Source organism: Amycolatopsis thailandensis (assembly GCF_002234405.1).
In the GTDB taxonomy this organism is placed as follows: domain Bacteria; phylum Actinomycetota; class Actinomycetes; order Mycobacteriales; family Pseudonocardiaceae; genus Amycolatopsis; species Amycolatopsis thailandensis.
Map to the genome: position 1 here is coordinate 57,225 of NZ_NMQT01000021.1, position 23,389 is coordinate 80,613.

At 68.6% G+C, this 23,389-nt stretch carries 24 protein-coding genes; 12 read left to right on the forward strand and 12 right to left on the reverse strand.

Annotation, left to right across the window (positions count from 1 at the left end):
• Positions 1-6: 6 nt before the first annotated feature.
• The gene (locus CFP71_RS06845) at positions 7-1,434 is read right to left on the reverse strand and encodes a PP2C family protein-serine/threonine phosphatase (RefSeq protein WP_244199580.1); all 1,428 of its coding nucleotides are present in this window, start codon (positions 1,432-1,434) and stop codon (positions 7-9) included.
• 116 nt (positions 1,435-1,550) lie between these two features.
• On the opposite strand from CFP71_RS06845, the gene CFP71_RS45310 reads away from it, so the two are divergent.
• The 4 genes from CFP71_RS45310 (at position 1,551) to CFP71_RS06860 (ending at position 3,935) form a co-directional block, all read left to right on the forward strand.
• Positions 1,551-1,685 carry a hypothetical protein gene (locus CFP71_RS45310; protein ID WP_279629208.1) on the forward strand — a complete coding sequence of 45 codons (135 nt, stop codon included), beginning with the start codon at positions 1,551-1,553 and terminating at the stop codon, positions 1,683-1,685.
• A gap of 104 nt (positions 1,686-1,789) precedes the next feature.
• Positions 1,790-2,059 (forward strand): ANTAR domain-containing protein, encoded by a 270-nt coding sequence (locus CFP71_RS44850; protein WP_244199581.1) that lies wholly within the window; start codon positions 1,790-1,792, stop codon positions 2,057-2,059.
• Positions 2,060-2,218: 159 nt separating this feature from the next.
• Complete coding sequence (locus CFP71_RS06855; RefSeq protein ID WP_378278164.1) at positions 2,219-3,043, forward strand: ANTAR domain-containing protein; 825 nt, start codon at positions 2,219-2,221, stop codon at positions 3,041-3,043.
• Between the two features lie 28 nt (positions 3,044-3,071).
• Complete coding sequence (locus CFP71_RS06860) at positions 3,072-3,935, forward strand: alpha/beta fold hydrolase (RefSeq protein ID WP_093932972.1); 864 nt, start codon at positions 3,072-3,074, stop codon at positions 3,933-3,935.
• Positions 3,936-3,972: 37 nt separating this feature from the next.
• Here the strand turns inward: CFP71_RS06860 and CFP71_RS06865 are convergent, their stop codons facing one another.
• From CFP71_RS06865 to CFP71_RS06890, 6 genes are all read right to left on the reverse strand, one after another.
• Positions 3,973-4,314 (reverse strand): hypothetical protein, encoded by a 342-nt coding sequence (locus CFP71_RS06865; RefSeq protein WP_093932973.1) that lies wholly within the window; start codon positions 4,312-4,314, stop codon positions 3,973-3,975.
• A gap of 165 nt (positions 4,315-4,479) precedes the next feature.
• On the reverse strand, positions 4,480-6,018 hold the full coding sequence (locus CFP71_RS06870) for an alkaline phosphatase D family protein (protein WP_093932974.1): 1,539 nt from the start codon (positions 6,016-6,018) through the stop codon (positions 4,480-4,482).
• Positions 6,019-6,099: 81 nt separating this feature from the next.
• Positions 6,100-7,062, reverse strand: a complete 963-nt coding sequence (locus tag CFP71_RS06875; protein WP_093932975.1) for an NAD(P)-dependent alcohol dehydrogenase — start codon at positions 7,060-7,062, stop codon at positions 6,100-6,102.
• Positions 7,063-7,076: 14 nt separating this feature from the next.
• Positions 7,077-7,292, reverse strand: coding sequence for a helix-turn-helix transcriptional regulator (locus tag CFP71_RS06880; RefSeq protein ID WP_093932976.1), 216 nt, complete (start codon positions 7,290-7,292; stop codon positions 7,077-7,079).
• Positions 7,286-7,714 (reverse strand): hypothetical protein, encoded by a 429-nt coding sequence (locus CFP71_RS06885; RefSeq protein ID WP_093932999.1) that lies wholly within the window; start codon positions 7,712-7,714, stop codon positions 7,286-7,288. The genes CFP71_RS06880 and CFP71_RS06885 overlap by 7 nt, the downstream gene beginning before the upstream one ends.
• A gap of 377 nt (positions 7,715-8,091) precedes the next feature.
• Positions 8,092-8,475: a MarR family winged helix-turn-helix transcriptional regulator gene (locus CFP71_RS06890; protein WP_093933000.1), complete on the reverse strand. Its 384-nt coding sequence runs from the start codon at positions 8,473-8,475 to the stop codon at positions 8,092-8,094.
• A gap of 86 nt (positions 8,476-8,561) precedes the next feature.
• On the opposite strand from CFP71_RS06890, the gene CFP71_RS06895 reads away from it, so the two are divergent.
• Positions 8,562-10,019 (forward strand): MFS transporter, encoded by a 1,458-nt coding sequence (locus CFP71_RS06895; RefSeq protein WP_093932977.1) that lies wholly within the window; start codon positions 8,562-8,564, stop codon positions 10,017-10,019.
• A gap of 55 nt (positions 10,020-10,074) precedes the next feature.
• Here the strand turns inward: CFP71_RS06895 and CFP71_RS06900 are convergent, their stop codons facing one another.
• Positions 10,075-11,325, reverse strand: a complete 1,251-nt coding sequence (locus CFP71_RS06900) for a cytochrome P450 (protein WP_093932978.1) — start codon at positions 11,323-11,325, stop codon at positions 10,075-10,077.
• 49 nt (positions 11,326-11,374) lie between these two features.
• Between CFP71_RS06900 and CFP71_RS06905 the strand changes: the two genes are divergently transcribed.
• Entirely contained in the window at positions 11,375-12,103 is a 729-nt protein-coding gene (locus CFP71_RS06905) for an alpha/beta fold hydrolase (RefSeq protein WP_093932979.1), read from the forward strand.
• Positions 12,104-12,158: 55 nt separating this feature from the next.
• Here the strand turns inward: CFP71_RS06905 and pdxR are convergent, their stop codons facing one another.
• The gene (gene pdxR, locus CFP71_RS06910; protein ID WP_093932980.1) at positions 12,159-13,595 is read right to left on the reverse strand and encodes a MocR-like pyridoxine biosynthesis transcription factor PdxR; all 1,437 of its coding nucleotides are present in this window, start codon (positions 13,593-13,595) and stop codon (positions 12,159-12,161) included.
• A gap of 12 nt (positions 13,596-13,607) precedes the next feature.
• Positions 13,608-17,216 carry a methionine synthase gene (gene metH / locus CFP71_RS06915; RefSeq protein ID WP_093932981.1) on the reverse strand — a complete coding sequence of 1,203 codons (3,609 nt, stop codon included), beginning with the start codon at positions 17,214-17,216 and terminating at the stop codon, positions 13,608-13,610.
• 314 nt (positions 17,217-17,530) lie between these two features.
• Between metH and CFP71_RS06920 the strand changes: the two genes are divergently transcribed.
• Both CFP71_RS06920 and CFP71_RS06925 read left to right on the forward strand, forming a co-directional pair.
• Entirely contained in the window at positions 17,531-18,049 is a 519-nt protein-coding gene (locus tag CFP71_RS06920; RefSeq protein WP_093932982.1) for a hypothetical protein, read from the forward strand.
• Between the two features lie 144 nt (positions 18,050-18,193).
• On the forward strand, positions 18,194-18,478 hold the full coding sequence (locus CFP71_RS06925; RefSeq protein WP_093932983.1) for a hypothetical protein: 285 nt from the start codon (positions 18,194-18,196) through the stop codon (positions 18,476-18,478).
• A 216-nt stretch (positions 18,479-18,694) separates the two neighbouring features.
• Here the strand turns inward: CFP71_RS06925 and CFP71_RS06930 are convergent, their stop codons facing one another.
• Positions 18,695-19,372 (reverse strand): peptidylprolyl isomerase, encoded by a 678-nt coding sequence (locus CFP71_RS06930; RefSeq protein WP_093932984.1) that lies wholly within the window; start codon positions 19,370-19,372, stop codon positions 18,695-18,697.
• A 282-nt stretch (positions 19,373-19,654) separates the two neighbouring features.
• Here CFP71_RS06930 and CFP71_RS06935 point away from each other — a divergent pair, with 282 nt between their 5' ends.
• Positions 19,655-20,272: a hypothetical protein gene (locus CFP71_RS06935; protein ID WP_093932985.1), complete on the forward strand. Its 618-nt coding sequence runs from the start codon at positions 19,655-19,657 to the stop codon at positions 20,270-20,272.
• A 12-nt stretch (positions 20,273-20,284) separates the two neighbouring features.
• Here the strand turns inward: CFP71_RS06935 and CFP71_RS06940 are convergent, their stop codons facing one another.
• Entirely contained in the window at positions 20,285-20,554 is a 270-nt protein-coding gene (locus CFP71_RS06940) for a DUF2631 domain-containing protein (RefSeq protein WP_005154613.1), read from the reverse strand.
• 95 nt (positions 20,555-20,649) lie between these two features.
• Between CFP71_RS06940 and dxr the strand changes: the two genes are divergently transcribed.
• From dxr to CFP71_RS43385, 3 genes are all read left to right on the forward strand, one after another.
• Positions 20,650-21,855, forward strand: a complete 1,206-nt coding sequence (gene dxr, locus CFP71_RS06945; RefSeq protein ID WP_093932986.1) for a 1-deoxy-D-xylulose-5-phosphate reductoisomerase — start codon at positions 20,650-20,652, stop codon at positions 21,853-21,855.
• A 3-nt stretch (positions 21,856-21,858) separates the two neighbouring features.
• Positions 21,859-23,094 carry a M50 family metallopeptidase gene (locus tag CFP71_RS06950; protein WP_093932987.1) on the forward strand — a complete coding sequence of 412 codons (1,236 nt, stop codon included), beginning with the start codon at positions 21,859-21,861 and terminating at the stop codon, positions 23,092-23,094.
• A gap of 118 nt (positions 23,095-23,212) precedes the next feature.
• The coding region (locus CFP71_RS43385; RefSeq protein ID WP_167406025.1) for a flavodoxin-dependent (E)-4-hydroxy-3-methylbut-2-enyl-diphosphate synthase at positions 23,213-23,389 on the forward strand (177 nt) is incomplete at its 3' end.

Consider the following 23,389-nt stretch of genomic DNA (forward strand, 5'->3'; position numbering starts at 1 on the left):
ACAGGCTCAGACGTGGCTTGACCAGTGAGCGATCAGCAGACCGGCGTCGCCGGCGAAACCGTTGTGGCAGTGAGACTTCGCCGCCTGTAGTACGCGCCGGACGGTTTCGGACGGCACATGCCCGGCATGGGCGTCCAGGGAACCGGTGAGCGCGAAACGCGTGCCGTCGGCGTCGCGCGCGTCCGAGAGGCCAGCGGTGTGCAGGGCCAGGAGATGCCCTGGCCTCAGCCGGGTGGTCGTGATCCGGCCGGGCGGCCCGGCGCCGAGCGGTGGGCGGCGGTCACTGTCCACTGTGGTCTCTTCGTGGGCGGCGCCGAAGACGAGCGGGGGTTCGCCGCCCGCCTGGAGATAGCGCAGGGTGCCGTCGGCCAGGTTCAGTTCGGCCAGCGTGCCGCGTACCAGTGCGCCGCCGCTGAACTGCGCCGACAGCGCTGTGCCGATGGCGGCCTCTTGGTCCCGCAGTCCGCGACCCTCGCGGCGAGCGGATCGGCAAGCCGCGAGCGCGGCGGTGACCATCAGGCCCGCGTGCGGGGCTTCGCGGCCCGCGTCGAAGATCGCCAGCCACGCCGTCGTCTCGGAAAGGGCGTAGTCGAAGGCGGCGCCGCGAAGGTCGTGGACGGGCTCGAAACCGCCCGCCACCGAGACGTCCCGCGTCGCCGCGGCCGACGGCGGCAGATTCTGCCGGAGCAGCTCCGCGGTGGGGCTGGACGGTCGTTGCCGCAGCAGCGTGTCGAGGCCGTCGCCGTACCTTCGCGCCTCGGCGAGGAGGCGGCCGGACAGTGACGCGAGCCATCGGCACTGGGTTCGCAGGGCGGGGTCGGAAAGGTCGGTGTCCGCGTCTGCTTTGACTTCGAGCACGCCCAGACGTTCGTCGCTGTCCAGCAGCACGGTCCACAGCCGCGCCCCTTCCGGCTCGCCGGCGGGCAGGGTGTCGGCGTGCCGGTATGCGCGCCCGGCGGTACTGGCCTCGACGGCCAGCGGTACCCGATCGGGTGCCGACCCGTCGGGAAGCGGGATGAGCTGCCGCTGGTCGTCGTCGACGAGGTAGACGGCGACCTCCAGGTCCAGTGCCCGGCCCGCCGCGGCGATGATCTCCGGCAAGCGCTCCGGCGGGGTCCGGCGGGCGCCGTCGAGAAGTCCCACCAGCGCGGCCAAGGGACCGCGAGGACGGGTGTTCTCCCCGGCCGCGCGGCTGTACGGCGCTTGGCGTACGCCGGAGACCTCTTCGAGCCGCTCGTTGACCGCGTGCGCCACCATGTCGCGCTGAATCCTGGGCAAGGGGACCAGCCCTTGCAGGAACGCCTCCAGTTCGAGCTCGCTGACGTCGCCGCCCAGCGCGAAGTACCGCAGCCACAGCTGTTCCAGGGTGAGCCCTGTCCGCGCGAAGCACGCCGCGACGATCCTGCGTTGCTCCTCTGCCTGGAGCGAGGCCACGGTGATCACCCCCGAGGTTCTCGGCAACGTGAGTTCTGGGTACCAACCCACGCCCTGGGTGAAACATGAGCGGGCAGCCGAATGGGTACTTCGCCCGGGAGAGGGCAGGAGGCGCCATGAACCGATCGAAGCCGGCGGGCGTGCTGCCGCTCGACGAGGTGTCCGTCACCCTACTGCACGACGGTCACCCGCACACAGCCGTCGCGACCGCGAGAGCGTCGTCGTACTCGATCACGACCAGTACCACCTGAGGAACGGTCCCTGCCTGGAGGCGGGCGGCGCCGGGGAGATCGTGCGGGTCGCGGGCCGGTTTCGCCGGCTTTTGGCCGCGCCGTTGTCGGTGAGCGAGAACCTCGTGCGCTATGTCGACGCCAGGACGACGATCGGGCAGTCGCGGACCGCGCTGACTTCCAGGGCCGTCATCGACCAGGCCAAAGGCGTGCTCATGGCCGTGCGCCGGGTCGACGAGGACGAAGGCGTTCTCGTCGCTGGTGGTCCAGTCCCAGCGGGAGAACGTCAGGTTACGCCAGGTGGCGGAACGGTTCATCGACGGCGTGACCGGAAGAGGCGATCCGGGACGGGTCGAACGTGGGTCGCGGTAGGCGGGGTGATCGCACTCGGCTAAGGTCGGCTTCCGAAAGCGGTTCTGAGCGTTGAGAAGTTAGCGCCGATCCGCCGGTAACCGGGTTGGTTGCGGCGGTTGATGGTGCGCGCTCGGCGCCGGTTCTCGCCGGTGACTCCCGTGGTGCATCACGCCGATGTGCAGAAGTGGGAGAGGCGGGCTTTGGCCGATGAAGTCGACTGGCAGCAGGACAAGAACCGATTCGTCGAGGATGTCGGCGACGGCGACCTGCCGGTGATCTCCGAGAACGGCGCTCGGCTCATCGCCGGGCCACTGGTTAAGCAGTTCGTGTCCCTGACCAGGGCGTTGCTGGATTCAGGTTCGGTCGCCGCGGTACTCGAACGGGTGGTCTTCGCGACGCGGGACCTGGTGCCGGGCGCGGATCTGGTGAGCGTCACCCTCCTCGATCCCGACGGCGGGTTCCACACGCCGGTGGGGACCGACGAGATCGCCGGCGAGCTGGACCAGTTGCAGTACCAGTACGGCGAAGGCGCCTGTGTCGAAGCGGCGCGCGTTTCGGGACCGGCGGCGGCCTTCAGCGACAACCTCGCCGAAGACGCCCGCTGGCCGCGTTTCGGCCCGGCCGCCGCGTCGCTGGGTTTCCACTCGCTGGTTTCGACGGCTCTGCTGCCGGACTCGTCGAGTTCGGAACTTTCCGGGGCGCTGAACGTGTACTCGCGTCGTCCGCACGGCATCGCGAGGCCCGACCGCGACGTGCTGTTGCTGCTGGCGACGCACGCGTCGCTGGCGCTGGCGACCACGCACGCGGTCACCCGCGGTCAGCTCCAGGAGGAGCAGCTCCAGCAGGCGCTGGACAGCAGGGACGCGATCGGGCAGGCCAAGGGCATCCTGATGGCGCGCCGCGGGATCGACGCGGCGGAGGCGTTCGAGGTGCTGCGGCACACGTCGCAGAACATGAACATCAAACTCCGGGAACTGGCGGAGATGCTGTCCAAGCGGCATGCGGAACTGGAATTGCCCGACTGAACAGGCCATCGCCACTACGATCGCGATCATGGCTTTCGGTGAGCTGGAGTTGTCGCGGACGTACGAGTGGCGTGGCCGTTCGGTGGCGTGGGAACGCCTCGGCGAAGGCGCCCCGGTGGTGCTGTGCCACGGGACACCGTGGTCGGCCCAGCTGTGGGCGCCTTTCGCGCGAGCGCTCAGCGAGGAGTTCGCCGTCCACGTCTGGGACATGCCGGGGTACGGCCGCTCGTCGAAGGAAGCCGGTCACGACGTCGATCTCGGCACGCAGGGCGAACTCTTCGCCGACCTCCTCGGGCATTGGGGGCTGACTGCCCCGCACGTGATCGCCCACGACTACGGCGGGGCCGTTTCACTGCGGGCGAAGCTGCTGCACGGCGCCGAATACGCCTCGCTCGCCCTGGTGGACGTCGTCGCGTTGCGGCCATGGGGATCGGAGTTCTTCCGGCTCGTCGCGGAGAACGCCGAGGTCTTCCAGGCGCAGCCCCCGACCGTGCACAGAGGCGCCCTGGAGTCCTACATCGGCACGGCCTCCCATCGTGGTCTCACCCGCGCGCAACTGGACACGCTGACCGGGCCGTGGCTGGACACGGCGGGGCAACGCGCCTTCTACCGGCAGATCGCCGAGGCGGACGTCCGGTACACCGACGAGATCCAGGACCGCTATCCCGAACTCGCGTTGCCGGTGAAGGTGATCTGGGGTGCGGACGACACGTGGATCCCGGTGGACCGGGCGGAACAGCTCGCGAACGCTATTCCCGGCGCCCTCCTCGACGTCATTCCGGACGCCGGGCATCTGATCCAGTTCGACGCGCCGGTCGAACTGGCCTTTTCCCTGCATCGGTGGCTCACCGCGGAAGTGGGCCGGTGGGGACCCGCCGGGAGCGGACGCTGAAACGCCCCGGGAAGATCAACATCGTTTCATTCGGATATTAGAAGTCGTCTACGTGATATCCCGCGACGTAGGCGTTCGCGAGCAGTCCGCCGCGACATTCGGCGGTCGACGTGCCGAAGCCGACCGGAACCCAATGCCCGACGGTGAACCACAAGGATGATCCCGAAGCGCAATGGGCGACCACCCGATAGGTTTCCGAGTGTCTCGGCAGGGAGAAGCAGGTCAGGGAAATCGCCTCGCCGAAGACGATCCCGTAGCGGTTGCTGTCGCATCCGTAGGGCGGGAACTGGCTTTCGGTCGCCGCGGAGGCCGGTGAGGCGGCCAGGAATCCGGCCGCCGAAAAGGCGGCCATGACTAAAGCGGCGATTTTCTTCTTCATTGCTTTCTCCCGCGGATCGTTCCCAATGGAAAGCTCAGATTAACCGCACGGAAGAATTGTCGTGAATTCATCGGGCAGGTGAAACGAGAACGCGGGCGGTGAGCCGCGCTGCTCCGAAAGAGCGTCCCCCGCCCCTCTTCTGAGTCTCGTCGCGCCTCTTTCGGCCTAGTGCCGCCGGTACTGCGCGGGAGACGTGAGCGTGGCCCGGTCCTCGTAGGATCCCGGCCTCCCGCGGTCGACGTGGAACGTCGTCAGGGTGCTCACCGGCGAACGCGGGTCGCGCCGGTCGCCCACCACCCGCATGTGCGTGCTCCAGCGGCGGGGCGTGACCTCGTAGACGTCGTAGCCGTACCGGTCGCCTTCGAAGTACTTGAGGTGCGGGTTCGCCGCGCCCATCTTCGGCCCGTTGGTGGCGTTCCACTCGGGGGAGTAGGCGCCGGAGGTGACCGAGTGCGCGGTGAACTCCGTCCCGATCACCGGGGTGGACGGATCCGCGAAGTCCGGGCGGATGTCGTCGACGAACGCGGAGTGCCAGTCGCCGGTGATCACCACGAAGTCTTCGAGGCCGCTCTGGGCCACATGGGTCAGCACCTCCTTGCGCTCGGCGAGGAAGCCGTCCCACTGGTCCGTGAACATGTAGCCACCGCCACCGGGCTTCGCCAGCTGGCTCAGCATGATCGAGTTCACCCAGCAGTGCCACGCCTCGCCCGCGCCGGTCACCTGATCCTTGAGCCAGCCCTTCTGGTCCGCGCCGAGGATCGTCCCGTCGGGCAGGTTCTGCGCCGACCGGTACTGCCGCAGATCCAAAATGGACAGATCCAGCAGATCGCCCCAGCGGCGCTGCCGGTGGATCCGCGGCGTCGAGGGGTGGTCGGGGCGCACCGGCATGTGCTCGTACCAGGCCTGGTACGCCGCCGAACGTCGGGCCTTCAGTGAAGGGGTGGTCCCGCTGTAGTCGTTGACGACCTCGTGATCGTCCCAGGTGATGAACCAGGGGTGGGCCGCGTGGGCGTCCCGGAGCGAGGGGTCGGACTTGTAGAGCGCGTGCCGCCGCCGGTACGCCGGCAGCGTCAGCACTTCGGGGCCTTCGTGGTCGCGCAGCGGGTTCCCGCCGACCTGACCGTGCTCGTAGACGTAGTCACCGAGGTGGACGACGAAATCGAGGTCCTCGCGCGCGATCCCGGCGTGCGCCGCGTAGAAACCGTCGTGGAACGCCTGGCAGTTCGCCGAGGCGAACCGGATCCGCCGGACCGGCCCGACCGGCGCCGTGCGGGTGCGGCCGACCCGGCTGACCTTGCCGAGGGCCTGGAAGCGGTAGTAGTACTGCGAGCCCGGCTCCAGCCCGGACACCGGCACGTGCACGCTGTGCCCGAGCCCGGCGGTGGCCGCCGTCGTCCCGCGGGCCACGCGGCGGCGGAACCCGCGATCGGTGGCGACCTCCCAGGCGACCTCGACGGTGTCGTTTAGCGGCTGCTCGAACTCCATCGGTTTCGGCGCGAGCCTGGTCCAGAGGGCGACGCCGTAGGGCACCGGGTCGCCGGACGCGACGCCGAGCGTGAACGGCGCCTCGTCCCAGGTCGCGCCCAGCGCCGCCGCGGCCTCTTCCGCCTGCGCGACCGTCATCCGCGAGCTCAACGGCCAGGCCAGCCCCAGCGCGCCGGCGGTGGCGGCACCTCGCAACAGGTCCCGGCGGTTGACGGACATCGGTGGTCTCCTCGGCTCGGCGGACGGCTCTCCGAGAGCGAACACCGCCGAGATGACCGGAGCCCAACACGAGGACGAACATCAGACGGTGATGACGACCTTGCCGCGCGCGTGCCCCTTGTTGGCGTAGCGGATGGCCTCGGGCACTTCGGCCAGTGAGAAGGCGCGGTCGATGACCGGCTTCACCTTTCCCGCCTCGACGAGCGCGCGCAGCGTCTGCAGATCGTCCTGATTCTCCGTGGAGAACAGGCCGCGCAGCTTCTGCTTCACGAACGGCCCGAGCAGCAGCGCCCGCAGGTTGCGGGCGACCGGGCCGATCCACCTTCCCTCGCCCTCGCCGCCGACGATCACGAGAGTTCCTCGCGGGGTGAGGGATTTCCGCAGTGAGGTCAGCGATCGATTGCCCGCGGTGTCGAGGATGAGGTCGTAGCCGCCGCCGAACCCTTCGCGCGTGTAGTCGAACACCGTGTCCGCGCCTAGCGAGCGGACGAGGTCGACCTTGGCCGGTCCGCACACGCCGTCCACCTGGGCGCCGAACGCCTTGGCGATCTGCACCGCGAACGTGCCGACGCCACCACCCGCGCCGATGATCAGGACCTTCTGCCGGGGTGCGACCCGCCCTCGGTCGCGAAGCGCCTGGAGCGCGGTAAACGCGGAAATAGGGATGGCAGCCGCTTCCTCGAAGCCGAGCTTCTCGGGCTTCCGCGCGATCTTGTCCACTGTGGTCAGCGCGTACTCGGCGAAGGAACCTTGACAGGTGCCGAAAACCTCGGCGCCGACGCGGAACCGCGTGACGTCGGCGCCGACCGCGTGCACGACGCCGGCGAAGTCCAGCCCACGGACGCGGGCCTTCGGTCTCCGCACCCCGAAACCCATCAGCCGCACCAGGTACGGCGTTCCTCCCATGAGATGCCAGACGCCGGGGTCGACGGCCGCCGCCCGGATCCGCACGACCACACCGTCCGGTCCCGCTTCGGGTTCGGGCAGTTCGGTCAGCGCCAGGACATCGGTGGTGCCGTACTCGTTCTGGACGATCGCCTTCATGGCGGCCTCGTTTCCTAGTCCGGATACTGGAAGACGTCGTCGAGCCCGACGCCGAACACCCTGGCGATCTGGAAGGCCATCTCCAGGGACGGTGAGTAGCGGCCCTGCTCGATCGCGATGACCGTCTGGCGCGTGACGCCGACCCGGTCCGCGAGTTCCGCCTGGGTCATCTCGCCCGCGGCGAACCGCAGAGCGCGGATGGAGTTCGTGACCTTGGTCGGTTTCACCATGTCTGGAATCCCCGGCGGTACGCGGCGATCTTCGCGATCGAGCCGAGCAGGGAAGACAGGACGAAGGCGAGGTACACGGTGTTGGCGATCCAGAAGTGGTCCAGTTCGGCCATCGCCATGACGAGCGCCGCGACGCCGCCGAGCACGACGAACGACTGTCCGATGTGCTCACCGAACCGGCCGATCTCGCGGTCTCGCTGGTCTTTCCGGCCCGCGTCCCGAGGTGAGGCGATCGACGCCGCGATGTGCAGGACGATCGAAGCCACGATGGCCGCCCCGACCGTCCACAGCAGCGTCGCCACGTAAGGGACGTCGGTGAGCGAGCCGGAGCCCGCCCGGCCGAGGACGACGATCAAGTACACCGCGTAGGCGCAGATCGTGACCGCGGCCATGATCCACGCGCGTTTCTCTTCCAGTGCCACGACGTCCAAGGTAAAGAATCCCAGACTTGATGTCAAAGTTTCTTTACACTTATCGGGGTGGCAAGTCCCTGAAGGCCTCCTTGAGGGACCCAGAGTCCCTCAAGGAGGCCTTCACGGACTTGGCAACCGCACCTGTGCTCCCAGGGATGCCGGCAGTCACGGTGGTGACGCGTGAAGGGCCCCTTCCCTCGGTCCAGTCGAGGAAACTCGACCTTCGCACCTTGCGAAGTCCGTGAAAGCCTCCTTCCCTACGCTCAAGGTAGGGAAGGAGGCTTTCACGGACTTGGCAAGGTGAGGTGGCGGTAGGTGCAGGGGTGTCCTGAGTGGTGAGGCGCGTTGGAACCGGCCTAGTCACTCACGAGGGGGACTTGCGAAGGTCAGGCCTTGATCAGGGTCTCTTCGAGAGTCGCCCGGTGCGTCGGCTTCGCCTCTTCGTAGCGACGGCGGCCCTCGTCGGTCACGACGACGAAGATCCCGCGCCGATCCGACTCGCAGAGCGCGCGCTGGACGAGCCCCTCGCGTTCCAGCCGGGCGACGAGCCGTGAGGTGGCGCTCTGGCTCAGATGGACGACCTCGGTCAGGTCGGCCGCGCGGCATTTGCCGACGACGCAGTTGACCAGGCGTTCCAGGGCTTCGAACTCGGTGACGCCGAGGCCGTGACGCTCCTGGAGCCGGCACTCGAGGCGGCCGAAGACCGCCGCGTGCCGGGCGGACAGGTCACGCCATTCCCGCAGCAGGTCTTGTTCGGCGACGTCGCTCACGGGGTCCAAGATAGCATGCACGTGAATTTTATGCAAAGTCATTTAATGCACTTGCATTAGATGCGTATGCATGTAATGTACCGATCATGAGTTCTTCCGTGCAGCTGTCCACCAGCTCTACAAGGTGGGACGCGCGCCTCTGGGGTGTCCTGCTCACCGTGTCCGTCGTCGTGGGCCTCGACGCGCTCGACGTGTCGATGGTCGCCGTCGCCCTCCCGTCCATCCAGGCCGAACTCGGCCTCTCCACCGGTGCCCTGCAATGGGTCATCAGCGCCTATGTGCTCGGCTACGGCGGTCTGCTGCTCCTCGGCGGGCGCACCGCCGACCTGCTCGGCAGGCGCCGGGTCTTCCTGGTCGCCGTCGCGGTCTTCGCGCTCGCTTCCCTGCTCGGGGGCCTCGTCGACGACGGCGCGCTGCTGATCGCCACCCGCTTCATCAAGGGCCTCGCGGCCGCGTTCACCGCCCCCGCCGCCCTGTCCATCATCACCACGACCTTCCACGAAGGTCCCGCCCGCAACCGGGCGATCAGCATCTTCGCCGTCTTCGGTGCCAGCGGTTACTCCGCGGGACTCGTGTTCTCCGGTCTGCTCACCGAGGTGGGCTGGCGCTGGACGTTCCTGCTGCCGGTGCCGATCGCGCTCGCCGCGCTGGCCGCCGCGATCAAGCTGATCCCGTCCTATCGCCCGCAGGAGGGTGGCGGCTACGACTTCCCGGGCGCGATCACCGGTGCCGCCGGTTCGCTTCTGCTGGTGTTCGCCGTGGTCGAGGCACCGGAGATCGGCTGGGCCGCGCCGCGGACGCTGATCACGTTCGTCCTCGCGCTCGCCCTTCTCGGCACCTTCGTGTTCATCGAGAAGCGCAGCAAGCACCCGCTGCTCCGGCTCGGCATCCTGCGCTCCGGCCCGCTGGCCCGAGCCAACCTCGGCGGCGCGACGTTCTTCGGCGCCTACATCGGGTTCCAGTTCGTGGTCATGCTGTACCTGCAGACGGTTCTCGGCTGGTCCGCGCTGCAGACCGCGCTCGGCTTCCTGCCCGCCGCGCTGATCGTGGCCTTCGGCTCCCCGCGGATCGAGCCGTTGATCGACCGGATCGGCACGCCTCGCACGATCCTCGCCGGGGTCGTCGCCCACGTCATCGGGTACGCACTGTTCCTGCGCATCGACGAGAGTTCCAGCTACGCCGGTTCGGTGCTACCGAGCATGATCCTGCTGGGCATCGGCTTCATGCTGGCGTTCTCCTCGCTGAACATCCAGGCGACCAACGGGATCTCCGACGACGAGCAGGGCCTCGCCGGCGGTCTGCTGAACACGTCGATCCAGGTCGGCGGTGCGATCGGCCTCGCCGTGGTGACCGCGGTCCTGACCGGCAACGCGGGAGGCGCCACCGGCCCGGCCGCACTGCTGAACGGTCTGGCGCCCGCGCTGACCGTCGTCACCGGCATCGCCGTGATCAGTGTCCTGGTGGCGCTGTCCGGAGTCGTCGGCCTGCGCAGGGCCGAAGCCCGCACCGCGGTCGCCGAACCGGAGTTCGCCGCGGCCGAATAGCCAAGGGGGTGAAAGGGCCCTTCCCGCGCTCGGGGGCGGGAAGGGCCCTTTCGGGTCACCAGCGGATCGGCAGGGACTTCAGCCCGTTCTGGAAGTTCGACCGCAACCGCACCGGATCACCGGCGAGTTCCGCCTCGCCGAGCAGGTCCAGGACCGCTTCGAACATCGCGCGCAGCTGCACCCTGGCGAGCTGCGCGCCGAGGCAGAAATGCGGACCGTGCCCGAAGGTCAGATGGTCGTTGGGAGCGCGGCCGATGTCGAAGCGGTCCGGATCCTCGAAAACGGACTCGTCCCGATTCGCGGCGGAGAACCAGACGACGACCTTGTCACCCGCCCGGATGTCCACATCGGACAGGACGACGTCCTCGGTCGCCGTCCGGCGGAAGTGCATGACCGGCGTCCACCACCTCAACATCTCTTCCACCGCACCGGGAAGCAGCGAACGATCGGCTAGCAGCCGCCGGTACTGATCCGGATGCGACAGCAGCGCCAGCATCCCGCCGGGGATGCCGTTGCGCAGCGTTTCGTTGCCCGCGACGGAAAACAGCCAGAACAGGTTCTCGAACTCCGCGATCGACACCCGCCCGCCGTCTTCCACGTGACTCATCAGGTTGCTCATCACGTCGTCGCCGGGGTGACGGCGTTTGTACTCGCCGAGCGCGGTGGCGTACGCGTAGAGATCCGGCATCCCGGCGCGGGTGCGCGGATCGGGCATCGCGCCGTCCGGCCCCGGTAGCGGACGCACGGCCAGCGCGGCCCGCGCGAGATCGGTGACCTCGCCGGTTTCGACGGTCGCGCTCACCGCGTAGTCGGCGTCCTGGTAACCGATCACGCGATTGCTCCAGTCGTACATCAGCCGCCGGTCCTGCTCGGGGATCCCGAAGACCTCGGCCAGCGTCAGCAGCGGGAGATCGGCGGCGACGGCGGCGAAATCGCACTGGCCGTCCGCCGCGATCCCGGCGATCAGTTCCCGCGCCCAGCCATGGATCCGCTCGGTCAGCCTGCCGACCGCGCGCGGCGTGAACGCCTTGGTGAGCAGGCCCCGCAGCCGGGCGTGCTCGGGCGGATCCATGTTGAGCATCATCCGCCGGACGTACCCGAGGTCCTGTTCGGTCGCCGGGTCCCGGATCTGCGTCCCGCCCAGGCTCGACGAGAACAGCCGCGGGTTCCTCAGCACGTGTTTGACGTCCGAATGCCGCAGCACGGCCCAGAAATCGTCCATCCGCACGACCGGCGACTCCCGGCGCAGCGCCGCGAGGTGCTCGTACGGCACGCCCCGGGTGTAGGTGTCCGGATCGGTGATCACGACTGCGAAGACTAGCCCGCGGACAGGGGACTGCGGAAAGATCCGTCCGGTGGAACCACTGAAACTGCGCACCGCCGGAACCGAAGGCCCCGCCGTGCTCCTGTTGCACGGCCTCGGCGCGACCGGCGCGGTGTGGGACGGCCTGATGTTGCAGCCCGGCTACCGCTGGCTGGCACCCGACCTCCCCGGGCACGGGGCGTCACCGCACCTGGCGCATTACTCCTTCGGGAGCCTCGCCGGGGCGGTCGCCGATCTGCTCCCGGAACGCGGTCCGCTGCTGGTGATCGGCCACTCCCTCGGCGGGGTGGTCGGCCTGGCCCTGGCCAGCGGGTGGTTCGGGCTCCACGTCGAAGGGCTGCTCGCTGTCGGCGTCAAGGTCGAATGGAGCGAAGGCGACCTCGCCAAGGCCGCCGACATGGCGGCGAAACCGCCCAGGGTGTTCCTGGAGCGTGAGGACGCCGAACGGGCGTTCCTCAAGATCGCCGGTCTCACCGGACTGGCCGAAGCGGACCCCGAGGGCGTCGTCGAAACCGAAGGCGGCTGGCGGCTGGCGCTGGACCCCCACGCGTTCGCCGTCGGCGCGCCCGACATGCCCGGTCTGCTCGGCGCCGCGCGCTGCCCGGTCGCCCTCGCCGCCGGCGAGCACGACCCCATGAGCCGCATCGACCAGCTTCGCGCGCTCAGCCCGGCTTCCGCCGAGCTTCCCGGACTGGGGCACAACGCCCACGTCGAAGACCCGGCGGTACTCCTGGCCTTCCTCGGGCAATTCGTCCTCTGAATGCGGTAGTTCGGCGTCTAACCACCGCATTCAGAGGACGAAACGCGGAGGTGGGCTAGCGCCGGAGGCGGCCGAGGGTGGCGATGCCCTCGGCGATGTCGCTCGCCGGGCTGGATCCGTAGCCGAGGACGAGGCCCGGATTCATCGGCCGCTGACAGTGCCACGACAGCGGCTGCACCTTCACGCCCTGCTCCAGCGCGGCCGCGGCGAAGTCGAGGTCGGAGAAGCCGGCGTCGAAGGTGATCGTCAGGTGCAGTCCGGCGGCCGCGCCGTGCACGACGGCGTCCGGCAGATGCGCCTGGAGCGCGTCGATCATCGCGTCGCGACGACGGCGATGGCGTTTGCGCACGAACCGCAGCTGCCGTTCCATCTCGCCGGACTCCATGAGATGCGCCAGCACCAGCTGCGGGAGGACGGCGTTGCCCAGGTCGGCGAACCGTTTGGCCGCGACCACCTCGTCCCGGTAGCGCGGCGGCACCAGCATCCAGCCCACTCGGAGCGCGGGCGCGAGCCATTTCGACACGCTGCCCGCGTAACAGACCTGTTCGGCGAGCATCGAGCGCAGCGCGGGGACCGGCGGGCGGTCGTAGCGGTGTTCGGCGTCGTAGTCGTCCTCGATGATCAGCCCGCCGTCCGCGGCCCAGCGCATGAGCTCGCGACGGCGTTCCCCGCCGAGCACGACACCGGTCGGGAACTGGTGCGCGGGCGTGAGCAGTACGGCGGGCGCGCCGCTGCGGACGAGCTCACCGACGTCGATGCCGTCTTCGTCGACGCGGATCGGCGGCGTCGCCAGCCTGCGGTCGTGCAGATGCTGCCGCGCGCCCAGCGAACTCGGGTCCTCGACGGCGATCTCGGAGATCCCGTTGTCGCACAGCACCTGGGCCAGCAACCCGAGACCCTGCGCGACACCGGCGACGATCAGGACGTCATCGGCGTCGGCGGTGATGCCGCGGGTGCGGGCGATCCAGTGCGCGATGGCCAGCCGCAACGCGGGCGCGCCCCTCGGGTCGCCGTAGCCGAAGGAGGCCGCCGAGAGGTCGTTGAGCACGGTGCGCTCGGCGCGGAGCCAAGCCGTCCTCGGGAAGGCGGTCAGATCCGGCACGCCGGGGGACAGGTCGATCTTCGCCGGGGTCGACCGCAGTGAGTCGAAGACGCCGATCCCCGGGGCGGGCTGGAAGATCGTGCCCGCCGACGGGGGCCCGGACGTCGTCTGTTCCTTGGTTCTCGCGGGTGCCGCGACGACCACCGTTCCCGCGCGGCCGCGCCCGGCGACGTGGCCGTCCTCGACCAGCCGCTGGTAGGCCTCGGTGACCACGCCGCGGGAAACCCGCAGGTCCGCGGCCAGCGACCGGGTCGCGGGCAGCCTGCTGCCGACCGGCAGGCGGCCGTCGGAGATGGCGTGCCGCAACCGCGACGCCAGCCAGTCCGACCGGCGCCCCGGTGGTGCGTCCCCGATGTCCAGCTGCAGGAAGTCCGAGCCCTCGGCAGTCACCCGATCATTGTGTCATTCGGGCTCGTAGGCGAGGTTCGGACGCAGCCACTGCTCCACAGTGGACAGTTCGACGCCGCGACGGGCCGCGTAGTCCTCGACCTGGTCCTTGCCGAGCCGTCCGACGGTGAAGTACTTCGAGTCGGGGTGGGCGAAGATCAGCCCGGACACGCTCGCCGCGGGCGACATCGCGAAGGACTCCGTCAGGGTCATGCCGAGCTTGTCGGAGTCGAGCAGGTCGAACAGCTCCTGCTTCTCGCTGTGGTCCGGGCTCGCCGGGTAGCCGAGCGCGGGGCGGATGCCGCGGAACCTTTCGGCGTGCAGGTCCTCCAGCTTCGGATCGGCGTCGGGCTCGAACCACTCCCGCCGTGCCTTCAGGTGGATGTACTCGGCGAACGCCTCGGCGAGCCTGTCCGCGAGCGCCTTCACCATGATGGCGCGGTAGTCGTCCTGCTTCGCTTCGAACTCGGCCGCGAAATCCTCGGCACCGAGGATGGTGACCGCGAACCCGCCGAGGTGGTCGCCCGCCCCGGCCGGGGCGATGTAGTCGGACAGGCAGCGGTTCGGCCGCTCCAGCGGTTTCTTGGTCTGCTGGCGCAGCATCGGGAACTTGACCCCCGACTCCAGGATGATGTCGTCGCCCTCGGAGTGCGCCGGCCAGAACGCGTACGCGCCCTTGGCCTGGAACCGCTCCTCGGCGATGATCTGGTCCATCAGGGTGTTCGCGTCGTCGAACAGCTCCTGCGCGACCGGGTTCGAGAGGATCGCCGGATACTTACCCTTCAGCTCCCAGGCCAGGAAGAGGAAGGTCCAGTCGATCATCTCGCGCAGCTCGGTGAGCGACGGGGACACGTACCGGACGCCGGTGAACGCGGGCGTCGGGATCTCGTCGAAGGAGACCTTCTCCGGGTTGGCCCTGGCCTGCTCGACCGTCAGCAACGGGGTCCGCTGCTTGTTCGCGTGCTGGACGCGCAGCTCTTCCTGGTCCTCGCGGTTCTTCTTGTCGAGGATCTCGGCGCGGTCCGCGTCGAGCAGATCGCCGACGACGCCGACGACACGGGAGGCGTCGAGGACGTGGACGGTCGTGTTCTCGTACGCGGGCGCGATGCGGACCGCGGTGTGCTGGCGCGACGTGGTCGCGCCGCCGATCAGCAACGGCAGTTTCAGCCCGCGCCGCTCCATTTCGGCGGCGACGTTGACCATTTCGTCCAGCGACGGCGTGATCAGGCCGGAAAGCCCGATGGCGTCGGCGCCTTCGGAGACCGCGGTGTCCAGGATGACCGAAGCCGGGACCATCACGCCGAGGTCGATCACCTCGTAGTTGTTGCAGCCGAGGACGACGCCGACGATGTTCTTGCCGATGTCGTGCACGTCGCCCTTGACCGTCGCCAGGACGACCTTTCCGTTGCCTTGACGGGTTTCGACGCGGCCTTCGAGGCGGGCCTTCTCCTTTTCGGCCTCCATGAACGGTTCGAGGTAGGCCACGGACCGCTTCATCACGCGCGCGCTCTTGACGACCTGCGGCAGGAACATCTTGCCGGACCCGAACAGGTCGCCGACGATCTTCATGCCGTCCATCAAGGGACCTTCGATGACCTCGAGCGGCCTCGGCAGCTTCTGCCGCGCTTCCTCGGTGTCCTCTTCGATGTAGTCGACGATGCCGTGCACCAGCGCGTGGCTGAGGCGCGCCTCGACCGTGTTCTCCCGCCAGGAGAGGTCGACGGTGCGCTGGGTTCCCTTGCCGCTGACCGTTTCCGCGAACGTGACCAGCCTGTCGGTGGCGTCCTCGCGGCGGTCGAAGAGCACGTCCTCGACCAGTTCCAGCAGATCCTTGGGGATGTCCTCGTAGACCGCGAGCTGCCCGGCGTTGACGATGCCCATGTCCAGGCCCGCGCGCACCGCGTGCAGCAGGAAGGCCGAGTGCATCGCCTCACGTACGACGTTGTTGCCGCGGAAGGAGAACGAGAGGTTCGAGATACCGCCGCTGATGTGCACGCCGGGACAGCGTTCCTTGATCCGCGGCAGCGCGTCGATGAACGCCTTGGCGTAGCCGTTGTGCTCGGAGATACCGGTCGCGACCGCGAGCACGTTCGGGTCGAAGATGATGTCCTCGGCGACGAATCCGGCCTTCTGTGTCAGCAGATCGTAGGCACGCCCGCAGATCTCGACCTTGCGGTCGGCGGTGTCGGCCTGGCCCGTCTCGTCGAAGGCCATGACCACCACGCCCGCGCCGTAATCACGGATGCGCCGGGCCTGCTGGAGGAACTGCTCCTCGCCTTCCTTGAGGCTGATGGAGTTGACGACTCCCTTGCCCTGCACGCATTTCAGCCCGGCTTCGAGGACGGTCCAGCGTGAGCTGTCGATCATGATCGGCAGCCGGGCGACCTCGGGTTCGGTGGCGATGAGGTTGAGGAACGTGGTCATCGCTTTTTCGCTGTCGAGCAGGTCGGCGTCCATGTTGACGTCCAGCAGGTTCGCCCCGCCGCGGACCTGCTCCAGCGCGACGTCGACGGCGGCCTGATGGTCGTCGGCCTCGATCAGCTTGCGGAACTTGGCGGACCCGGTGACGTTGGTCCGCTCGCCGATCATGACGAACCCGGTGTCCTTGCCGATCTCGAACGGCTCCAGACCGCTGAACCGGGTGTGCGGCTTGGCATCCGGCAGGGCGCGCGGCGCCATCCCGCGGACGGCGTCGGCGATTCCCTTGATGTGCGCGGGGGTCGTGCCGCAGCAGCCGCCGACGACGTTGACCATCCCGGCTTCGGCGAAGTCGCCGAGCAGCCCGCCGGTCTCGTCGGGCGTCTGGTCGTACCCGCCGAACGCGTTCGGCAGGCCGGCGTTGGGGTGACAGGCCGTGTACGTGCCCGCGAGGCGGGACAGTTCGGCGATGTGCGGGCGCATCTCCTCGGCACCCAGCGAGCAGTTGACGCCGACCAGCAGCGGATCGGCGTGCTCGATGGAGCTCCAGAACGCCTCGACCGTCTGCCCGGACAGCGTCCGGCCGCTCAGGTCGACGATCGTCACGGAGATCCACAGCGGCAGATGCGGTGCGACGTCGCGGGCGGCGGAGATCGCGGCCTTGCAGTTGAGGGTGTCGAAGATGGTCTCGATCAGCAGCAGGTCCACGCCGCCCTCGGCGAGAGCCTTGATCTGATCGGCGTACGAGGCGTACACCTCGTCGAAGGTCACCGCGCGGTACGCCGGGTCTTCGACCTTGGGCGACAGCGACAACGTGACGTTCAGCGGCCCGACCGACCCGGCGACGAACTTGCCGCCCGCCGCGTCCGCCGCCTCACGTGCGATCTGGGCACCGCGGAGGTTCATCTCGTACGCGAGGTGCTCGAGCCCGTAATCCGCCTGTCCGATGGTGGTGGCGGTGAAGGTGTTCGTCGTCGTGATGTCCGCGCCGGCGTCCAGATACTGGCGGTGGATGTCGAGGACCACGTCCGGTCTGGTGAGGTTCAGCAGGTCGGGGTCGCCGGTGATGTCACGGGGGTGATCCTGGAACCGCTCGGTGCGGTAATCCTCAGGCTTGAGGCCGGCGTTCTGGAGCATCGACCCCCACGCGCCGTCGAGCACGACTATGCGCTCGTCCAGCAGCTTTCGCAGGGCGGTCGTTTCCATCCAGCGCTCCTCCCATGTCGTGGGAGGCGCCCTTGCGGTGAAGTCCGGGGCCGAGCGTGGCGGACTCCATGGTCCGTTGCAGCGCCTCTCGACCTTGGCGACCAGACTACCGGATCGGCACAAGGGCGCTTCGCCCGAATTACTCAGCCGCTGGCCAGGGCGGGTTCGGCTTCCCGGATCGTGGGATGGGCGGTTCGGGCGGCACCGTGCGACCACCCGGAACCGTGTGGTCACGGTCATGATGCGGCGCTTTCCGGGTGTTGCCAACATCGAGTTCGCCACTCATGCGGAGTGGCAGGGGAGGGTTTCTGCCGGTGGAGCCTGAGGAACTGAGGGTTTGGCTCGAACGTTCGTCCCGCCTGAGCGCCGAGTTCACGCGAGGGTTCGGGGCGAGGTTCGGCTATCCGCCGGGTGAGAACCGGGTTTTCGTGGCCGATGGTGACGATTCGGGTGATCTCGAAGAGCTCGCGAAACTCGGTGCCCCGGCCGAGCTGCTGGACTTCTTCGTCCACGTGAGAGAGGTGTCGTTGCCGGATCTCGGCAACGGTGTGTTCGTGCATTCGGCGAGGCACGTGCTCACCGGGCTGCTCGGTGCTCTGCCCACGCGACTCGCCGGGGTCGTGGAGGAGCGGATCACCGTTTTCGGATCGGACGGAGGGGGTTCGTTGTTCGCTTTGAGCGCGGGCGGCGGACAGGTCTACCGCCTGCGGGGAGGGGCCTTTCTCGACGGTGCCTACGAAGCCGGTCACCAGAGAACGACAGTGGTCGCGAAGGACCTGCGCGAGTTCTTGGACGGCATCCTGCGCGAGCTGGAAAGACATGTAGACGCGTGAGCGAGCGGTGAGTCCGCGCTCTTGGGCTACTCGAAGGAGATGTGCGGTGGCGATCGACTACGAAGCATGGTGTGTCGACGAACCGAGGGTCGCAAGACTCGGTCTGAACACAAGGACCTCTGGCTCCCGAAGGTGCGGAGGGGCATGACAGCACTGATCCTGCTCGGTGTCGAAAGTGCCGAGCAAGCCTCCGAAGAGAAGGCCGTATGCGTTGTCCGGTGTCTCGGCCACCAGGTCTCGGTCGGTGACGTCTTGTCCACCGCGATCTTCGAGGATGGCACGTCGATGAAAGTCGACTTGCGGATCGTCGCGATTCTGCGCTACGAACGGCCGGTCGGACTGCTGGACCCGCCTCACAGCGCGAAGCTCGAACTGGCGGGCACGGGTGAGCTCGGAGGAGTCCGGGAACTCCACGGCGACCCGCGGTGAAGCGGAATTCGCGGCGATCCGGTTGGATGTCGACGCTGATTTCCGTCATCGACGGAGGACCGGACCGGATCGATCACCATCCGTGTCCGCGCTCCGGAAGGGACGACGGTGCACCCGATCAAGGATCCGGCGTCGGCCGACGGGATTCCCGACTTCGTCCGGGCTCAGCCCTGAGCGTGTTCCCGCATCGTCGTGAAGTACTCCGACCGTCGACCACTAGAAACCGACGGTCGCCTTCTGGATCTTCACCGGCTTCGCGGGCAGCCCGTCCTGCGGCCCGTTCGGGTCCGTCGGGATGATCCCGGCGGCCACGATCCGGTCCAGCACGTCCATGCCCCGCACGACCTCGCCCATCACCGAGTAGTTCTTCGGGATGTTCGCGAACGAGTGCACGATGAAGAACTCGCTGCCGTTGGTGCCGGGGCCCTGGTTGCCCATGGCGATGGTGCCGCGTTCGTAGGTCTCGGTGCCGTCGACCTCGTCCGGGAACTTGTAGCCCGGCCCGCCCTTTTCGGCCTCGTAGATGTCGCCGCACTGGAGGACGCCGAGGCGCGAGGAGTTCGTCAAGCGCCAGCACTGGCTGTGGTCGTAGAAGCGCTGCAGCGCGAGGCTCGCCAGGTTGTGCGCGGCGCACGGGGCGGCGCCCGCGCGGTTCAGGCGCACGGTGACCGGGCCGTAGTTGAAGCGGAACGTGACGTCGATCGTGCCGCGGGTCAGCGCGAAGGGGAGCGGCCGGAAGACCGGGCGGGCCGCCGGGTTCTCCGGGGTCGGTGTGAACTCGCAGCGCACGATCGGCAAGGACGCCGAAGACGCCGGCGCGGCCGTGGCCACGCCGGGCAGCAGGACGGCGGCGAGAGCGGAGACGACGGCGGTGACACCCCAGCGCAGCTTCATGAGGGGGAACTTAACCCAAAAGGGTGGTCGTCGGGTAGCGCTTCACGCGGGCGGGCGGCACTCGCGCGGGTTCGGTCCGTGAAGGCCTCCTTGAGGGACCCAGGGTCCCTCAAGGAGGCCTTCACGGACTTGGCGATCGTCACGCCCCAGACGGTTCAGCCTTCACGTACTTCGAGCGGGTGAGGGCGGCGGTGAGGCGTCGGTCCAGGTGGTCGTGAGTGGCGATTCGGGTTAGAACACGAATCGCCACTCACGACCACCCGCACCGAACGGCCACCGCGCATGCTGAGCTCACTCACCGCCGTATACCTCGCCGCCACCATCGGCCTGACCCAGCTCCCGCCCACCGAAATCCGGCCCGACCAGGTCGAGCACATCGCCCTGCCCTGCGCCCAAGCGGGCGCGTCCGCCGACGACAACGACTCCGCCCAAAGCCTCAACCAGCAGCTCGCCACGAAAATGCGCGGCTACATGAACCCGTACAACACGTCCTGTGCCAGAGCGGTCGTCGAGACCGTCCAGAGATCGGGGTTCAACGAACGCGCGGCGGCCATCGCGATCGCGACGGTGATCGTCGAGTCGAGCATCGCCAACCTCGACGGCGGGCTCGGTGACTCGGTCGGGCTCTTCCAGCAGCGCGCGAGCTGGGGGAGCTTCGAGCAGCGGACCGACCCGGTCTGGGCGACGGCCCGGTTCCTCGCCGTGATGCGGCAGTTCTTCCCGAACGGCGCCTGGAACGACGTCGCCATCGGTGACGTCGCCGCGGCGATCCAGCGGCCCGCGGCGAAGTACCGGCATCGCTACGGGGTCGAGGCCGACGACGCGGTCAAGATCGTCGGCGAACTCTGGGCCCGGAACGGCGAATGGCCCCTGCCCACCAGAGTGGACAGGGGCCATTGAGCCGTGGTCGGACTACTTACGCCAGGCCGTGCGCTGCTTACGCATGTCGAGCACCAGCCCGAACATCATCAGCAGGGACAGCCCGATCAGCCACAGGTTCTCGGTCCAGCCGTGGTGATTGCCGTACAGCATCACCAGCAGGATGATCGCGCACAGCCAGCCCGCGATCCGCGTCGCCTTCGGGAAGGAACCGTGCCAGCCCCACTCGGCCGACGGCTCGTCGCGGGGGTCGACGGTGTCGACGCCCACCCGGCCGCGCTTTTCGACCGCTTTGCTCGCCACGATCAACTCCTCAAAACCCGATGGTTCGCTTGCCCGCGAATGATCCCACACCTGGCTGCACGCGCCGGATGGGGCCCAAGCGACAATGAGCCCCGATGACTACCTCGCGAAGTGTGCTCGTGCTCGGTTCGACCGGTTCGGTCGGCGCCCAGGCTCTCGACGTGGCGGCCCGTAACCCGGAGCTGTTCCGGGTCGCCGGGATCGCCGCGGGCGGTTCCGACCCCGCCGCGCTGGCCGCGCAGGCCTTGGCGCACCAGGTCGACGCCGTGGCGATCAGCAGGCCGACGGCCGTGGAAGACCTGCAGCTCGCGCTGTACGCCGAAGCGCAGAAGCGCGGCTACTCCAGTGGCGACTTCAAGCTCCCGCGCATCTACGCGGGGGCCGGCGCGGTCGTCGAGATGATCGACGCCACCCCGGTCGACGTCGTGCTCAACGCGCTCCCCGGCTCCCAGGGGCTCCCGCCGACCCTGCGCGCGCTCGCCACCGGCGCCACGCTCGCGCTGGCCAACAAGGAGTCGCTGATCGCGGGCGGCCCGCTCGTGCTCGCCGCGGCCAAGCCCGGCCAGCTGGTCCCGGTCGATTCGGAGCACTCCGCGATCGCCCAGGCCCTGCGCGCCGGCCGCGAGTCCGAGGTCGCCAGGCTGGTGCTGACCGCCTCGGGCGGCCCGTTCCGCGGCCGCAAGCGCGAGGAGCTGGCCGACGTCACCGTCGAGCAGGCGATGGCGCATCCGACCTGGTCGATGGGCCCGCTCATCACGATCAACTCGTCCACCCTGGTCAACAAGGGGCTGGAACTGATCGAGGCGAAGCTCCTGTTCGACATCGAGACCGAGCGCATCGACGTGGTCGTCCACCCGCAGTCGATCATCCACTCGATGGTGACCTTTGTGGACGGCTCGACGATCGCCCAGGCCAGCCCGCCCGACATGCGGCTGCCGATCGCGCTGGCCCTGCACTGGCCGGATCGTGTCCCCGGCGCCGCGGCCGCGTGCGTCTGGGACAAGCCCGCGAGCTGGACTTTCGAGCCGCTGGACAACGAGGCGTTCCCGGCCGTCGAGCTGGCGAGGCACACCGGAACCGTCGGCGGCTGTGTCCCGGCGGTCTACAACGCGGCGAACGAGGAGCTGGTGGCCGCTTTCCTGGCACAGAACACCGGCTTCACCTCGATTGTGGACACTATTGCCCAGGTGGTGGAAGCCGCCGACGAATGGCGTCGCGAACCTCGCGACGTGGATGACGTACTTGCTGCCGAGCGCTGGGCTCGCGCGCGTGCCGGTGCGCTGATCGGTAAGGGGAAGTAGCGCGTGGTCTTCATTCTCGGGATCGTGCTGTTCGCGCTGGGCATCTGCCTGTCCGTAGCGCTGCACGAGGCCGGTCACATGTGGGCGGCGAAGGCCTTCGGCATGAAGGTCCGGCGCTTCTTCGTCGGCTACGGGCCGACGGTGTTCTCCTTCCGCCGCGGCGACACCGAGTACGGCCTCAAGTGGATCCCGCTCGGCGGGTTCTGCGACATCGCGGGCATGACCGCGCTCGACGAGGTCACCCCGGAGGAGTCGAAGCGCGCGATGTGGCGCTTCAAGACCTGGAAGCGCACCGTCGTCATGGCGGCGGGTTCGGTGACGCACTTCATCCTCGGTTTCATCATCCTGTACCTGATGGCCGTCACCATGGGCCTGCCGAACCCGGACGCGGCGAAGGCGCCCACCGAGCCGGTGATCAGCGCCACGTCGTGTGCCCGCGCGGCCACCACCGTCGAGCAGCTGAACGACAAGTCCTGCCCGCCCGGCGCCCCCACCCCCGCGCAGACCGCCGGGATCCAGGCAGGCGACAGGATCCTGTCGGTGGCGGGCAAGCCGACACCGGCCTGGACCGACATGCTCGCGGCCGTCCAGGTCGCCGGCGGCCCGACACCGTTCGTGGTCGAGCGCAACGGGCAGCGGCTCAACCTGACCGTCGACGTGCCGCGCGTGCAGCGGCTGGTCGCCGACGGTGAGAACAAGACCACGGTCAAGGACGTCGGCATGATCGGCGCCTCACCGGTGCCGAAGTCGGTAGTGGCGACCTACGGTCCGGTCGACGCGATCGGGGCGACGTTCGACTTCACCGGCACGATGTTCTCCGAAACCGCCAAGCGGCTGATCGAGTTCCCGTCGCGGATGCCCGCGGTGGTGGAGTCCATCTTCGGCGGCGAGCGCGACCCGAACACCCCGGTCAGCGTGGTCGGCGCCAGCCGGATCGGTGGCGAGGCCGCCGAGCGCGGGCTATGGGAGGTCTTCCTCCTCCTGCTGGCGAGCCTGAACTTCTTCATCGGCGTGTTCAACCTGCTGCCGCTGCTCCCGCTCGACGGCGGGCACATCGCGGTCGTCTGGTACGAGCGGGTCCGGGACTGGTTCCGGAAGCTGCGCGGGAAGGCGGCGGGTGGTCCGGTCGACTACACGAAGCTCTCCGCGGTCACGTTGGTGCTCGTCTTCATCGGCGGCGCGGTCACTCTGCTCACCATCACCGCCGACATCGTGAATCCGGTCAAGCTGTTCCAGTGACGGGGACGGGCGGTCACGGAGCGCACTGTCAGCACCGTTGAGCCGCCCAGGTAATGCTGCTCACCGTGACGGCTGACGTCGTGGATGTCCGCCGATCGGGGTAGGTACGCTTGAGGGCGTGACTGTCGCTCTTGGTATGCCAGCGCTTCCTCCTCCTGTCCTCTCCGAGCGTCGCAAGACCCGACAGCTGCAGGTCGGGCCGGTCGGCGTCGGTAGCGAGCACCCGATCTCGGTGCAGTCGATGACCACCACGCTCACCTCGGACGTCAACGCCACCCTGCAGCAGATCGCCGAG

What these genes read in the sequence shown, in the direction of transcription:
- CFP71_RS45310 (WP_279629208.1), top strand. Translation starts at nt 1,551, where the DNA reads ATGAACCGATCGAAGCCGGCGGGCGTGCTGCCGCTCGACGAGGTGTCC.
- CFP71_RS06860 (WP_093932972.1), top strand. Translation starts at nt 3,072, where the DNA reads ATGGCTTTCGGTGAGCTGGAGTTGTCGCGGACGTACGAGTGGCGTGGC.
- CFP71_RS06865 (WP_093932973.1), bottom strand. Translation starts at nt 4,314, where the DNA reads ATGAAGAAGAAAATCGCCGCTTTAGTCATGGCCGCCTTTTCGGCGGCC.
- CFP71_RS06870 (WP_093932974.1), bottom strand. Translation starts at nt 6,018, where the DNA reads ATGTCCGTCAACCGCCGGGACCTGTTGCGAGGTGCCGCCACCGCCGGC.
- CFP71_RS06875 (WP_093932975.1), bottom strand. Translation starts at nt 7,062, where the DNA reads ATGAAGGCGATCGTCCAGAACGAGTACGGCACCACCGATGTCCTGGCG.
- CFP71_RS06880 (WP_093932976.1), bottom strand. Translation starts at nt 7,292, where the DNA reads ATGGTGAAACCGACCAAGGTCACGAACTCCATCCGCGCTCTGCGGTTC.
- CFP71_RS06895 (WP_093932977.1), top strand. Translation starts at nt 8,562, where the DNA reads ATGAGTTCTTCCGTGCAGCTGTCCACCAGCTCTACAAGGTGGGACGCG.
- metH (WP_093932981.1), bottom strand. Translation starts at nt 17,216, where the DNA reads ATGGAAACGACCGCCCTGCGAAAGCTGCTGGACGAGCGCATAGTCGTG.
- CFP71_RS06925 (WP_093932983.1), top strand. Translation starts at nt 18,194, where the DNA reads ATGACAGCACTGATCCTGCTCGGTGTCGAAAGTGCCGAGCAAGCCTCC.
- CFP71_RS06930 (WP_093932984.1), bottom strand. Translation starts at nt 19,372, where the DNA reads ATGAAGCTGCGCTGGGGTGTCACCGCCGTCGTCTCCGCTCTCGCCGCC.
- CFP71_RS06935 (WP_093932985.1), top strand. Translation starts at nt 19,655, where the DNA reads ATGCTGAGCTCACTCACCGCCGTATACCTCGCCGCCACCATCGGCCTG.
- dxr (WP_093932986.1), top strand. Translation starts at nt 20,650, where the DNA reads ATGACTACCTCGCGAAGTGTGCTCGTGCTCGGTTCGACCGGTTCGGTC.